This is a genomic window from Kitasatospora sp. NPDC059803 (assembly GCF_042732255.1).
Classification (GTDB): domain Bacteria; phylum Actinomycetota; class Actinomycetes; order Streptomycetales; family Streptomycetaceae; genus Kitasatospora.
On sequence record NZ_JBHWIJ010000060.1, the window covers coordinates 1 to 13779 of the forward strand.

A 13779-nucleotide genomic window follows, 5' to 3' on the forward strand; every position below is an offset into this window, starting at 1 on the left:
GGGGGGGGGGGGGGGGGCGCCGCGCCCCGGCGCCCCCCCGGCGGGGGCGGGGGCCCCCCCCCCCCCCGCTCCCGTTGTGCTTGCGTGCGCCCCTCACTCGTTCGGGTGAGTTGGCGGTGCGCCAGCAGCGTCGTCGCGCCATCATGCGTCCTTGCGCCCGGGTGGCGGCCTATCCTCCTGACGGACGCTCACCGCCGGTCCGCCCGGCGAGCTGAGGCAACGCGGGCCCGGACGTCGGGGAGGTCGAGATCGCTATCGACGGCGAAGACGCGGCCCTGCCGGAGGGGGCGATGCGCTACCTGGTGGCCGTCCCGGTGGCGGCGCTGTGCTGCCTGCTGCCACTGCTGCCGACCGGCGTGCCGCCCGGGCTCCCGCGCTGGCTCGGCGCCCCGGTGGACTGGCCCAAGGTCGGGCTGCTGGCCTTCCTGCACGGCTGCTGGGAGTCGCTGGCCCAGGGCCTGCCGACGCCCTGCCTGCGGCTGGTCCGCCGACTGCTGCGCCGACCGCCGCCGCCCGAGCGGGCGCTCTCCCGCCCCGGGGTCAACGCCTTCTTCCCGGTGCTGTTCGCCGGCGTGCTGATGCTGCCGCCGGCCGCCGCCGCGCTGGTCGCGGTGCCCGCCGCGGTGTTCGGCGGCCCGGCCGGGCACGGCTGCCGGACCCGCCAGCTGTGGAACGGCTCCCAGCTCGCGCTGTGCGCCTTCGCCTCCGCGGCCGCCTTCCACCTGCTGCACGGGCCGCAACTGCTGCTCGGCTCCCGCTTCCCGGCCGCGCTGCTGCCCGGCTTCGCCGCCGTCGTCACGTTCTGCCTGGTCAACGGGGTGCTGGTGGGCGCGATGCTGATGCTCGCGGAGGACCGCCGGCCCGTCGTGCTGCTGCGCGGGGCCGTCGCGGTGTGCGGGCTGCCGGTGCTGGTGCACGCGGCCGGCGGCCTGATGGTGGCCGTGCTCTGGCAGGGCCCGTACGGGGCGTTCGCGGCGCTGCTGGCGCTGCTGCCACTGTCGATCTCGGCCTGGGTGTTCGCCCAGGGCCAGCGCGAGCGGGACGCCCACCAGGCCACCGTGCAGTCGCTGGTGCAGGCCGTGGAGATCAAGGACTCGTACACCCGCGGGCATAGCGAACGGGTCGGCCGGGCCTCGGTGCTGATCGCCGGTCAGCTCGGCATGGAGGCCGAGCGGCTGCGCACCCTGCGCTTCGCGGGGATCCTGCACGACGTCGGCAAGCTGGGCGTGGCCACCGAGTTGCTGCGCAGAAACGGTCCCCTCAGCGAGGCGGAGCGGCGGGCCGTCGAGATCCACCCGGTGTACGGGTACGAGCTGGTGCGCGGGATCGCCTTCCTCGGCGAGGCGCACGCCGGGATCCTGCACCACCACGAGCGGATGGACGGCCGGGGCTACCCGAGCGGGCTGGTCGGCGAGCAGATCCCCGAGTTCGCCCGGATCATCTCGGTCGCCGACGCCTTCGACTCGATGACCTCCACCCGCTCCTACCGGCGCGGCCGCCCGGTCGCCGAGGCCGTGGCGGAGCTGGAGCGCTGCTCGGGCAGCCAGTTCGACCCGGTGATGGTCCGGGCCCTGATCGACGCGCTGGCCGGGCACGACTGGCAGCCGGTGCTGCCGCCGCCCGGGGACGGCATCCGGGCCGTCCCCGACATTCCGCTCGGGGTGCCCGAGCCGGCGCGGGCGGCGCCGGGCCGGGTGCCCGCGCAGGGCGGGAGCGTCCCCACGGCCGGGCAGCCGTGACCGCGGCCGGCCGGGAGGCCCGCGTGGTGCACGCGGCGGCGGCCGCGCTGCTGGTGTTCGCGGTGGGCGCGGTCGCGGTGCGCGGGGTGGCCGGGGCGAGGGTCGCGCTGGCGTTCACGGCGCTGATCGCGCTCGGCGAGTGCGTCCGGATCACCCTTCCGGGCGACCGCGAACAGGCGCCGATCGGCGCGGCCGGCGCGCTGGCGTACGCCCTGCTCGGGCCGCTGCGCGGGGTGCCCACCGCGCACGGGATGCTCCAGGTGGTCGCGGTGACCGGCGTCGGCCTGCTGCTGGCCTGGCTGCCCGGCCTCGCACTGCCCTGGCTCAGGGCGTGCCGCCCGGGCCGGGGCCGGCCGGGCCTGACCCAGCGGGCCCGCCCCGGCCGCCCGCACCGGCGCCCGCCCTGGGCCGACCCGGCCCGGCGGGACAGCGCCGCCCGCCGGCTGCTCGGGGTCGGCTTCGCCGCCGCCGTCTTCCAGCCGCTCTACAACGGCGGACTGGTCGACCGCTTCTCGCCCGAGGGCCCGGCGTACGGGGTGTTCCTGACCGCCGTCGCCGCGCTGGCCGCGCTCTGCGACGCGACCCTGGCGGCGCTGCTGCGCCGGTCGGCGGCCGGCCTGGAGGGCGGGCTGCGGTTCCCGGCGGCGCTGGAGGACGAACTGCGCTCGCTGTTCGGGATCGGCTCGGCGATCGTCGCCACCGGGATGCTGGTCAGCCTGGCGGCCGGCGAGGTCGGGCTGTGGGCGCTGCCGCTGTTCTGCACCCCGCTGCTGCTCGCCCAGGTGTCCTTCCGGCGGGCCGCGGCCGTGCGGGCCACCACCGGGCAGACCATCGCCAGCCTGGCCCGGGCTACCGAGGTGGCCGGCTACACCCCGCACGGGCACGCCCGCCGGGTCGCGGACACGGCGTGCGCGCTGGGGCGCGAGCTGGGGCTGGGCACCCGGGAACTCGCCCTGCTGGAGTACGCGGCGCTGATGCACGACGTGGGCCAGCTGTCGCTGGTCGAGCCGGTGCCGGACGGCGCGACCGCGCTGCTGCCCTGCGCCGAGCAGCAGCGGATCGCCCGGCTGGGCAGCGAGGTGATCCGCCGCACCGGGGTGCCCCGGCAGGTCGCCGAGCAGGTCGCCCGGCTGGCCGATCCGGTGCTCGGCACGGCCGGCGGGGACGGCGCGGTGCCGCTGGCGGCCCGGATCATCCGGGTGGCCAACGCCCACGACGACCTGCTGACGGCGGCCCGCGGCCGCGGGGTCGGCGAGGCGGTGGGCCGGCTGGAGGCGCTGGAGGTGCTGCGGCTGGGGCGCGGCCGGGTGTACGACGCCCGGGTGGTGGACGCGCTGGCCCGGGTCGGCGGCTAAGGCCTGTCCAGGCGGGCCCGAAGTCCGATGGTCGGCCCGGGTCCCGTCGAGTGCCGCGGGGCGGACCGGCGGAGCGCCGCGGACCGGCGGGCCTGCGCCGGGGTTGAGGCGGGGCGGCCGGGCGGGCAGGCTGGGTAGGGGCGGCCCCAACCTCGCCGGTGGGGAGCGCGGGCGGGGGCGGGCGTGGTTGGATGCGGTCGTAGCGTGGAACACCGACCCGGGGCACCGTGCCCCGGACCCCCGCGGAAGTGGATCCGGACGCGGCGGTACGGGACTTGAGCGGACGACGACGGCAGGGACGAACGTGAGGATCTTCCACCGGGCACGGCACCGGCCGTCCGCCACCTGGCGGCAGACGACCGACCGGGCCTTCACGCTGATCGGCGACGGCCGCTACGAGGACGCCGGCGCGCTGCTGGTGATGGCCGCCGACCTGGAGCCCTGGCTGTCCGACTCCTGGTTCAACCTCGCCCTGCTGCACAAGTTCCGCCGGGACTGGGAGCAGGCCCGCTCGGCCGGGCTGCGGGCCGTCGCTCTGCTGGACCGCGAGCACGGCGCCCCCGACTGGTGGAACCTCGGCATCACCGCGACCGCCTTGCAGGACTGGCCGCTGGCCCGCCGCGCCTGGCAGGCGTACGGGCTGAAGCTGCCCGGCGGCCCGGGCGGGCAGCCGGACGGCCCGGTCAGCCTGGACCTCGGCACCACCCCGGTGCGGCTCTCCCCGGACGGCGAGTCCGAGGTGGTGTGGGGCCGCCGGCTGGACCCGGCCCGGATCGAGGTGCTGTCCATCCCACTGCCCTCCTCCGGCCGCCGCTGGGGCGAGGTGGTGCTGCACGACGGCGCCCCGCACGGCGAGCGGGTCACCGACGGGGTCGCCTACCCGGTGTTCGACGAGATCGAGCTGTGGGCGCCGTCCCCGGTGCCGACCTACGTGGTGCTGCTCCAGGCCGCCACGGCGGGGGACCGGGACGCGCTGGAGCGGGTCGTCGCGGACGCCGGCTACGCGGCGGAGGACTGGACGTCCTCGGTGCGGCTGCTCTGCCGGGCCTGTTCGGAGAGCCGGATGGCCACGGACGACGGGCACACCGCCCACCACGACCCGCACGACGACGGCGACGCCGCGCACCCCGGACACCTCAGCCACCTCAGCCAGGGCGGGGAGGCCGGAATGTCATGGCTGGTGGAGCGCGAGTGCGGGATCGCCGCGCCCGCCCTGCTGGTCCGCTCGCTGCTGGACCGCTGGGCCGCGGCCTCGCCCGGCACGCGGGCGTACCGCGATCTGGAGGAAGTCTGTTGAGCGCGCCGCTTACCCTTGAGCGGTGTACCCGGCGAGAGCCGAATACCTGGACCATTCTCGGAAGCGGAAGCGGATAAGCAGCGATGGCGGAGCAGCACGACCACCAGCACGACCACGACCACGACCAGGAGTCGGCGGCCGACGAGGCCCCGCTGAAGGTGGTCGGCGAGCAGCCGGACCTCTCCAAGGGCACCGCGCGTCCGATCACCGTGGTGGGCAACCCGGTCCTGCACCGCGAGGTCAAGGACGTCACCGCGTTCGACGGTGAGCTGTCCGCGTTGATCGACGACATGTTCCAGTCGATGTACGCGGCCGAGGGCGTGGGCCTGGCGGCCAATCAGATCGGCGTGGACCTGAAGGTCTTCGTCTACGACTGCCCGGACGACGAGGGCGTGCGCCACATCGGCCACGTGATCAACCCGAAGCTGGAGGAGTACCCGGCGGACCGCCGGCGGGTGCTGGACGACAGCAACGAGGGCTGCCTGTCGGTGCCGGGCGCGTACGCCGAGCTGCCCCGCCCGGAGTACGCGGCGGTGACCGGCGTGGACAAGGACGGCCGGCCGATCCGGGTCGAGGGCACCGGCTTCTTCGCCCGCTGCCTGCAGCACGAGACCGACCACCTGTTCGGCACCCTCTACATCGACAAGCTGTCGAAGCGGGACCGCAAGGACGCGCTGAAGCAGATGGCCGAGGGCACCGCGCGGTACGCGACCGTGGCGAACGACTGACGAACCGTCAAGGGTCGGGGCGCGACGGGCGTCCCGGCCCTTTGCGTTTCCGCACTTGGCGTTCCCGTTCTTGGCGTTCCCGCTCCTGACGCCTCCAGCGCTACCTGGCCCAGGGCCTGACCGCCGGGTCGGTCAAGGGGTGATCGGTGGCGGGTGCGGCGGGGGGTTCGACGGTGGGTTTGTATCCGCCGGGTATCAGGGAGCGCGCGGCCTGACGTCGATGCGGGCGAGGAGGCCGGGGCGTCCGATATCTGCCGTATCGTGCCCTTGTCCGTCGCCGTCCGTCACCCGTCGCCGTCCGAGCAGGAGCCGTCCGCCCGTGCCCTCGCCCACGCCGCCCCCGCACCCCGTCCGCGTGCTGCTGGTCGAGGATGACGAGCTGATGCGCCGCTCCTTCACCGTCGCCCTGGAACGCTACGGCTACGGGATGCGCGCCGCGGCGGACGGCCTCACGGCGCTGGAGCTGTTCCGGGACGAGCAGTTCGACCTGCTGATCCTGGACGTGATGCTGCCCGGCCTGGACGGGATCGGCCTGTGCCGCAAGGTCCGGGAGACCAGCCTGGTGCCCGTCCTGATGATGTCCGCGCGCGGCGACGGCCTCGACGTCGTCGCCGGCCTGGAGGCCGGGGCGGACGACTACGTGGTCAAGCCCGTGGACACGTACGTGCTGGTGGCGCGCATCCGCTCGCTGCTGCGGCGGGCGACGTACGCGCCACCCGTCCCGGCGCCCTCGCCCGGAGCCGCCGACGGGGACGTCCTGGTGTTCGGGGACCTCACCGTCGACACCGCCGGAATGGAGGTGTCCGTCGGCGGGGCGCCGGTGGCGCTGACCCCGACCGAGCTGAAGCTGCTGCTGGAGTTCGCCGCCCACCCCGGCGTCGTGCTGGAGCGGCACACCCTGCTGCGCAACGTCTGGGAGTACGGCTGGGACGGCGACAGCCGGGTCGTGGACCTGTGCGTGCAGCGGCTGCGCCGCAAGCTCGGCCGGGAGCGGATCGAGACGGTCCGGGGCTTCGGCTACAAGCTCAGGCGCTGAGAGCGGTGCACACGACTCCCCGGCCCGCCCGCGCGCCCCTGCGCTGGAAGATCGCCGCGCTGGCCGCCGCCACCGCCTGCCTCGTCGCGGCGGCGGTCGGGGTGCTGGTGCACCTGTGGACCGCGCACGACATCCGCAGCCGGGCCGAGGCGCAGGCCTTCAATGCCGTCTACTCGGCCATGGACGTCTACCGGCGCACCGGATCGCTGGCGGACGGCGCCGAACTCGACCCCGTCGACCTGCCCGCCGCCCTGCGCCACCCGGCCGACGGCGAACGGCACACGGCCTACGACGGGCACGCCGAAGGGAACTCGGGCCCGAGCTACTGGGCCGCCCAGCGCACCGGCGGGCCCGGCAGCCCCGTCCTCGCCCTCCGGGTCAACCTGGCACCGCAGCTCTCCGACCTGCCCCGGCTGGACGCGGCGATGGCGGTGGCCTCGCTGGTCGCGCTCGCGGCGGCCACGCCGGCCGCGGTCTACGGGGCCGGACTGCTCGCCCGCCGACTGCGGCGGGTCGCCGAGACGGCGGGCCGGATCTCCGCCGGGGACCTCGACGCCCGGACCGGGCCCACCAAAGGCGGCGACGAAGTCGCCGACATCGCGGCGACGGTGGATCTGATGGCCGACAGCCTCGGCCAACGGCTGCGCTCCGAACGGCAGTTCACCGCGGACGTGGCGCACGAGCTGCGCACACCGGTCGGCGGACTGCTGGCCGCCGTCGACCTGCTGCCGGCCGGCGAGACCGAGGACCTGATCCGGGCGCGGGTGCGGGACCTGCGCGGGCTGGTCGAGGACCTGCTGGAGATCTCGCGGCTGGACGCCGGGGCGGAGGAGGTGGCGCGGGCCCGGGTGCCGCTCGCGGCCGTCGTCCGGGAGGCCGCGCTGCGCACCGGGTTCGAGGCCGAGATCGCCGTGGCGGCGGAGCGGACGGTGGAGACCGACCCGCGGCGGCTGGAACGGATCGTCGGCAACCTCGTCGTCAACGCGCACCGGCACGGGGCCGCCCCCGTCCTGGTCACCGTCCAGGACCGTACGGTCGTCGTGCGCGACCACGGCCCCGGCTTCCCACCGGACCTGCTGCGCCACGGCCCGCGCCGCTTCCACACCGGCGCCGCCGAGCGCGGCACGGGCCACGGGCTGGGGCTCACCATCGCGCTGGGGCAGGCCCGGCTGCTCGGGGCGGAGCTGCGCTTCGACAACGCGGAGGACGGCGGCGCGGTGGCGACGCTGCGGCTGCCGGGCTGACCGCGGCAGTTGCTACGGGACTGCTGCGAAGCGGCGCGGGGACTGATACACGGCGGCGCAGGGGCCTGATACGTGCCCCGGACACCCTTCGAAGTGCACCGACTCGCACCTTGACCCGCACCTCGACTCGCGCCTTCGGACAGGAGCCCCTCCCGTGATCGCCAACCCCCTTGCCCTGCAAGCGACCCCCGGGGTCGCGGCCGCCGTCGTCGACCTGACGAAGACCTACGGCGGCGGCGACACCCGGGTCACTGCCCTGGACCGGGTCAGCGTGGCCTTCCGGGAGGGCGAGTTCACCGCGATCATGGGCCCGTCCGGCTGCGGCAAGTCCACCCTGATGCACTGCGCGGCCGGGCTCGACACCCCCACGTCGGGGTCGGTGCGGATCGGCACGACGGAGCTGGGCGGCCTGGGCGACCGGCAGCTCACCCGGCTGCGGCGGGACCGGGTCGGCTTCATCTTCCAGGCGTTCAACCTGCTGCCCACCCTGACCGCGCTGGAGAACATCACGCTCCCGCTGTCGCTGGCCGGGCGCACGCCGGACCGGCAGTGGCTGGACCGGGTGGTGTCGATGGTCGGGCTCTCCCAGCGCCTCGACCACCGGCCGGCCGAACTGTCCGGCGGGCAGCAGCAGCGCGTCGCGGTCGCCCGGGCGCTGGTCGCGCGGCCCTCGATCGTGTTCGGCGACGAGCCGACCGGCAACCTCGACTCCCGGGCCGGGGGCGAGGTGCTCGGCTTCCTGCGCGGCTCCGTCAGGGAGTTGGGGCAGACGGTGGTCATGGTGACCCACGACCCGGTGGCCGCCGGGTACGCGGACCGGGTGGTGTTCCTGGCCGACGGGCGGCTGGTCGACGAGATGGCGCACCCGACGCCGGACCGGGTGCTGGACGTCATGAAGTCCTTCGCCGGCTGACCCCGCACCCGCCACTTCCGAAAGTTGATCATGCTGACCACAGCCCTGCGCAACGTCCTGGCGCACAAGGCCCGGCTGCTCATGACCGTCCTCGCGGTCTGCCTCGGCGTCGCCTTCGTCTCCGGCACCCTCGTCTTCGCGGACTCGACCGCCGCCGTCCAGCGGGCGGCCGCGTCCCGCACCTTCGCCGACGTCGCGGTCAGCGTCACCGCGAAGGAGCCCGTCGCCACTCCTGACCAGCCGGGCGTCTTGACCGACGTGCTGGCGCGCAGGCTCGCGGACGTGCCCGGCGTCGCGGCGGTACGGCCGTCGGTCGACGGGAGCGCCACCTTGAACGCGGCCGACGGCAGGCCGCTGCGGGTCAAGCGGGGTACGAACCTCGCGGCCGCCTACGTCCCGGGGCGCGACGGCAAGGACGTCCGCTACCCCGTGGTCGAGGGGCGGGCCCCCGCCGGTGCCGACGAGATCGCCGTCGACCGGGGCACCGCGGCCGCCGGCCGGTACCGGGTGGGCGACACGATCACGCTCGCCACGGACGGCCCGGCCCTCACCGCGCGCCTGGTCGGCACCGTCACCACCGGGGACACCCGGGTCACGGCCGGCGGCACGCTCACCCTGTTCGACCGGGCCACCGCACAGCGGCTGTTCGCAACTCCCGGGAACTACACCAGCCTTGAAGTCTCCGCCGGACCGGGCGCCGGCCAGTACGAGCTGGCGGAGCGGATCGCCGCCACCCTGCCGCCCGGCACGGCCGAGGTCACCACCGGACAGGCGCAGGCGGCCCAACAGGCCCTCTACGTCGGCACGTTGACCCGGGGCTACCAGAAGCTGCCGATGGTCTTCGCCGGGGTGTCGCTGTTCATCGGCTCGTTCCTTGTGGTCAACACCTTCACCATGCTCGTCGCCCGGCGCACCCGGGAGATCGCCCTGCTGCGGGCGGTGGGCGCGACACGGCGCCAGGTGGTGCGCTCACTGCTGGCCGAAGCGGCGCTGGTCGGGGTCGTCGCGTCGATGGCGGGGTTCGCCCTCGGGCTCGGCATCGCGGCCGTACTGCCCGGACTGCTGAGCGGTGACGGGAACCAGGTGCCGAAGGGCCCGCTCGTCATCGGGCCCCGGCCGGTGGCGGCGGCCCTGTTCGTCGGGATCGGCGTGACGGTGCCGGCCGCCTGGCTGCCGTCGCGCAGGGCGGCGCGGATCGCGCCGATCGAGGCGCTGCGGGCGGCGGCCGCGCCGCCCGGCGGGCGCTCACGGCTGCGTCCGATCGCCGGGGTGGGGCTGCTCGTGCTCGGCGCCGGCCTGCTGACCGCGCTCGCGCGTTCGGCCGAGGACGCCTCCGAGGAGAACCTGCGCAACGCGATGCTCGGCTGCGGGGTCCTGGTCGTCGCCCTGATCGTGCTGGCGCCGACCCTCGCCGTCCCGGTGATCCGGCTGACGGGCCGCCTCACCCGGCGGTTCGGCGTCGCCGGCCTCCTGGCCCGGCAGAACGCGCTGCGAGACCCCCGGCGCACGGCGGCGACCGCCGCCACGCTGCTGATCAGCACGGCACTGGTCAGCGGGCTCGCCACCATCGGCCACTCCACCGGGCAGGCCCTCGACCGGCAGACGGCGGACGGGCTCGCGGCCGACTACGTGATCAGCACCGGCGACACCATGACCGGCATCGACCCGGCCGCCGTCCAGCGGGTGGCCGGCGCCCCCGGGGTGCGCGGCGCGAGCGCGGTCGCCGACTCCACGGCGGTCATCGGCGGCAAGGTACGCGAGATCTCCGGCATCGACCCGGCCGATGTGGAGCCGGCCGACGTAGAGCCGGACGGCGTCGGCCAGGTGCTGAAGCTCGACTTCGTGAGCGGCTCCGCGCAGGACCTCGGGCCCGGCCGGATCGCCGTCTCCAGCAGCGTCGCCCGGGAGACCGGGGTGAGCACGGGAGGCCAGGTCAACGCCCGCCTCGGCCGGAGCGAGGAGTTCACGCGGTACACCGTCGTCGGCGTCTACCAGGACAACCCCACCGCCCACGACGCGGTCGGCGCCCGGGGCGACGTGCAGAAGCACAGCTTCAAGCCCGGCTCCGTCCAGCGGATCCTCGTCCGGGGCGACAGCGCGTCCGGAGAGGGGCTGCGGGCGGCGGTCGGCAACAACCCGCTGCTGAAGGTGCAGAACCGGGCCGAACTGGTGCGCGAAGCGGCAGGGACGATGGGCGACCTGCTGACGCTGATGTACGGGCTCCTCGGCATCGGCGTCGTGATCTCCGCCCTCGGCATCGTCAACACCCTGGCCATGTCCGTCACCGAACGGACGCGCGAGATCGGCGTCCTGCGCGCCATCGGCATGGACCGCCGGGGCATCCGTCGGATGATCCGCCTGGAAGCCGTGACGGTCGCGGCCTTCGGCACCCTGCTCGGCCTGGCCGCCGGCCTGTTCGGCGCCTGGGCCGTCGGCGCGCTGGCCGGCGGCGCGGTCAAGCAGTACACGCTGGCCGTGCCCTGGGGGACCCTGGCCCTCCTCTGCCTCGCCTCCCTTACCATCGGCGCCCTCGCCGCCACCCTCCCCGCCCGCCGGGCAGCCACCCTCAGCCCCCTGGAGGCGGTCGCGGAGGCGTGAGCGCCCCGCCTGCCCGACGGTCCCCGCCCCGCGCGGCCCCCCGGGGGCGGTCCGCCCCCCCCGCGCCCGGCCCCCACCAGAGCGCCCCCGCGCGCGGGGGGGCGCGCCCGCGGGGGGGGGGCCCCTCGGGGCCGCCGCGGGGGGGGCCCGCCCCCTCCTCGGGGGGCCCCTCGCCCGTCGCGTCCTGCGCCTGGTCGCCCGTCAGTTGCTTCGCGTCCCCATCACCCATGGGGATCATCCTACGGATTCCTCACCGGCTTCCTCACCGACGGGCGCGATGGGTGTCGCCGAGGTGCTCGCCGGTCTCGTCGTCGGGGAAGCTGACGGCGAGGGTGACGCGGTACTCGTCCACGTCCTCGCGGTGCCCCGGCACCCGGGCCCAGGCCAGCGAGTGCACCTCGGCCCCGGGGGCCTGCCGGCACCAGGCGGCGGCCTCCTCCAGTACGCGGGCGGCCGAACGCCCGGTGCACACCACGGCGGTGTACGCGGCGACGGCGAGGTCCCCACCGCTGCGGGCGACCCGCGAGACCGCCCGGACGGCGGCCGCGGCCTGGGTCAGGTCGCGGGCCAGGTCGTCGACCACCCGAGGGGGGGTCGGCAGGACGACCGCTCCCTCGGCGACGGTCTCGGGCAGGTTCGCGCTCACAGTCCGGGCCTCCATCCGCATGGTCACGGGGCACAGCATGCCGGGCGGAGATTCCTGGCATGCCCTTTTCACCAGAACGTCACCCGTCCAGGGGCGAGTTGGGGCCGCCCCCTGGCGTCCGCACGCCCGCCCTGGTAGGGAAACACCCACCCGGCGGCCGGTATCCACGCAGGTCAGGAGGGTCGACGGCGGGCGCCGCCGGGGAGCCCGGAACGACGCGCACGCACCACCCCCGCGCCCCGGACCGCCGGTCCGGGCCCCTGCACGCCCGGCCCACCACCGGCACGCCCTCGGTCAACTCCCTTGGCAGAAAGGGGATATGCCGCCGACACCCGACCCGGACACCCCTCCGGCGCCGCCACCGGGCCTGCGGACGGAACCTGCGGGGGACGCGCACGCACACCAACTCGCTTACCCGGCAGGGCCATCGGCCCGCCCGGCCGCGGCGCGGATCCGGCCCCGAACCGAGCCCGAGCGGCAGTTCCCCCGCCCCTGGTGACATGCGGCTTGTGACGCCGGTGCCGGGCCGGGGCAACCTCCGGCCACCCCTGTCGCGTCAGATCGTCGTGATACTAATCGTTGCGACTGTGGGAGCCGCCGGCCGGCGGCAGGCACGATGACGGCGGTTCATCCGTTCCGGGAGGGCCGGGACGGCTACGGGGAGGGGCACGGTATGACGGCGAGGTTCGGCAAGGTGCAGGGCGGGCGCGGGCTGCGGCTCGGCAAGCGGGTCACGGGGACGGCTGCGGCCTTCACCGCACTCGCCGCGCTGACGGGCTCCCAGGTGACGGGCTTCGGGCTCGCCCCGGTCGCGGCCGCCGACGCCGTGACGGCGCCGGACGCCGCCGCCTCCCAGTCCGGCTCACCGGCCGGTGGCGGCCCGACCGCCGGCGCCGGCAGCACCTTCGGCACCGGCCTCCCGGCCGACGGCGGCGGCACCGTCCAACTGCCGCAGCCGCCCGGCACGGTGCCCGGCGCACCCACCGCCGGCCCCTTCGCCGCCACCGGCCCGGCCCTGCCCGCGACCGTGCTCGCCGCCTACCGCCAGGCCGAGGCCTCGGCCGCGCAGCGCTCGCCCGGCTGCCACCTGCCGTGGCAACTGCTGGCCGCGATCGGCCAGGTCGAGTCCGGCCAGGCCAACGGCGGCCAGGTGGACGCGGCGGGGACGACCCTCACCCCGATCCTCGGACCGGCCCTGGACGGCAACGGCTTCGCCGCGATACCCGACAGCGACGGCGGGCGCTACGACGGCGACGCGCGCTGGGACCGCGCCGTCGGACCGATGCAGTTCATCCCCTCCACCTGGGCGACCTGGGGCACGGACGCCAACGGCGACGGCAAGGCCGACCCGAACAACATCTTCGACGCCGCCGAGAGCGCCGCCCGCTACCTGTGCGCGGGCGGGCGCGACCTCGCCGACCCGGCGCAGCTCGACCGGGCGATCCTCAGCTACAACAACTCGGGCGAGTACCTGCGGACGGTCCGCAACTGGATGGCGCACTACGGCAGCGGCACCGTCACCACCGTGCCGAACCGCCCGGCCTCCTCGACCCCGCCGGCCTCGCTGCCGTCCCCGCTCCTGCCGCTCGTGCCGCTGCTGCCCCCGACCGGGACGACTCCGGGCGCCACCACCGGGACGCCAAGCGCCCCCGCGACCACCCCGATCCCGGGCGGGCAGCCCTCGCCGAGCGCGCAGCCGACCTCGCCGGCCCCGACGCAGTCGTCCTCCGCGCAGCCGACGACGGACCCGAGCACCACCCCGACGGGCACGCCCAGCAGCACGCCGCCGTCGACCGCGCCGGCCACGCCGTCCGGCACGCCGTCGACCACTCCGTCGGGCACCCCGTCCGGAACGCCGTCCGGCACCCCCACCACGACGCCGACCACGACGCCGACCGGAACGCCCACCGGCTGCCCGAGCCCGACGGCCACGGCCACGACCACCCCGACGGGCAGCCCGTCCCCGACGGCCACCCCGACCGGAACGCCGACCGGCACCCCGGCCGCCCCCGGATGCGCCACGGCGACGCCGACCCCCGGCGGCACCCCCACCCCGGGCGGCACCCCCTCCTCCGCCGCCCCGAGCACGACCCCCAGCGCGGGCCTCTCCCCCTCGGCCGCCCCGCCGACCCGCTGACACCGCCTCATCCGCCGACGGCCGCCCCCCCCGGGGCGGGGGCGGGGCGGGGACCCCCCCCCGGGCCCGGGTGTGCCAGACCAGTC

10 protein-coding genes are annotated in these 13779 nt (G+C 76.1%); 9 read left to right on the plus strand and 1 reads right to left on the minus strand.

Translation table 11 applies throughout. The features are described from left to right. The first annotated feature begins 290 nt into the window (after nucleotides 1–290). From ACFV6I_RS12980 to ACFV6I_RS13015, 8 genes are all read left to right on the plus strand, one after another. The gene (locus ACFV6I_RS12980) at nucleotides 291–1739 is read left to right on the plus strand and encodes an HD-GYP domain-containing protein (RefSeq protein ID WP_380425018.1); all 1449 of its coding nucleotides are present in this window, start codon (nucleotides 291–293) and stop codon (nucleotides 1737–1739) included. Nucleotides 1740–1762: 23 nt separating this feature from the next. After that, nucleotides 1763–3094 carry an HD-GYP domain-containing protein gene (locus ACFV6I_RS12985; RefSeq protein WP_244293371.1) on the plus strand — a complete coding sequence of 444 codons (1332 nt, stop codon included), beginning with the start codon at nucleotides 1763–1765 and terminating at the stop codon, nucleotides 3092–3094. A gap of 304 nt (nucleotides 3095–3398) precedes the next feature. Beyond that, on the plus strand, nucleotides 3399–4391 hold the full coding sequence (locus ACFV6I_RS12990; RefSeq protein ID WP_063347881.1) for a hypothetical protein: 993 nt from the start codon (nucleotides 3399–3401) through the stop codon (nucleotides 4389–4391). Nucleotides 4392–4474: 83 nt separating this feature from the next. Continuing rightward, a complete protein-coding gene (gene def / locus ACFV6I_RS12995; RefSeq protein WP_079135633.1) occupies nucleotides 4475–5119 on the plus strand; it encodes a peptide deformylase in 645 nt (214 codons plus the stop codon). A gap of 319 nt (nucleotides 5120–5438) precedes the next feature. Then, nucleotides 5439–6155, plus strand: a complete 717-nt coding sequence (gene cseB / locus ACFV6I_RS13000; RefSeq protein WP_380342814.1) for a two-component system response regulator CseB — start codon at nucleotides 5439–5441, stop codon at nucleotides 6153–6155. Nucleotides 6156–6160: 5 nt separating this feature from the next. Continuing rightward, on the plus strand, nucleotides 6161–7399 hold the full coding sequence (locus ACFV6I_RS13005) for a sensor histidine kinase (RefSeq protein WP_380425020.1): 1239 nt from the start codon (nucleotides 6161–6163) through the stop codon (nucleotides 7397–7399). A 157-nt stretch (nucleotides 7400–7556) separates the two neighbouring features. Next, nucleotides 7557–8312 carry an ABC transporter ATP-binding protein gene (locus ACFV6I_RS13010; protein WP_380342858.1) on the plus strand — a complete coding sequence of 252 codons (756 nt, stop codon included), beginning with the start codon at nucleotides 7557–7559 and terminating at the stop codon, nucleotides 8310–8312. Nucleotides 8313–8342: 30 nt separating this feature from the next. Then, nucleotides 8343–10910 (plus strand): ABC transporter permease, encoded by a 2568-nt coding sequence (locus tag ACFV6I_RS13015; protein WP_380425022.1) that lies wholly within the window; start codon nucleotides 8343–8345, stop codon nucleotides 10908–10910. Between the two features lie 262 nt (nucleotides 10911–11172). Here the strand turns inward: ACFV6I_RS13015 and ACFV6I_RS13020 are convergent, their stop codons facing one another. Next, nucleotides 11173–11556: a hypothetical protein gene (locus ACFV6I_RS13020; RefSeq protein WP_159398576.1), complete on the minus strand. Its 384-nt coding sequence runs from the start codon at nucleotides 11554–11556 to the stop codon at nucleotides 11173–11175. Nucleotides 11557–12229: 673 nt separating this feature from the next. Here ACFV6I_RS13020 and ACFV6I_RS13025 point away from each other — a divergent pair. Next, a complete protein-coding gene (locus ACFV6I_RS13025; protein WP_380425024.1) occupies nucleotides 12230–13693 on the plus strand; it encodes a lytic transglycosylase domain-containing protein in 1464 nt (487 codons plus the stop codon). The last annotated feature ends 86 nt before the right edge of the window (nucleotides 13694–13779 follow it).

Excerpts from the sequence above, each read along its gene's own strand:
- ACFV6I_RS12980 (WP_380425018.1), top strand. The coding sequence starts at position 291 with ATGCGCTACCTGGTGGCCGTCCCGGTGGCGGCGCTGTGCTGCCTGCTG.
- def (WP_079135633.1), top strand. The coding sequence starts at position 4,475 with ATGGCGGAGCAGCACGACCACCAGCACGACCACGACCACGACCAGGAG.
- ACFV6I_RS13015 (WP_380425022.1), top strand. The coding sequence starts at position 8,343 with ATGCTGACCACAGCCCTGCGCAACGTCCTGGCGCACAAGGCCCGGCTG.
- ACFV6I_RS13025 (WP_380425024.1), top strand. The coding sequence starts at position 12,230 with ATGACGGCGAGGTTCGGCAAGGTGCAGGGCGGGCGCGGGCTGCGGCTC.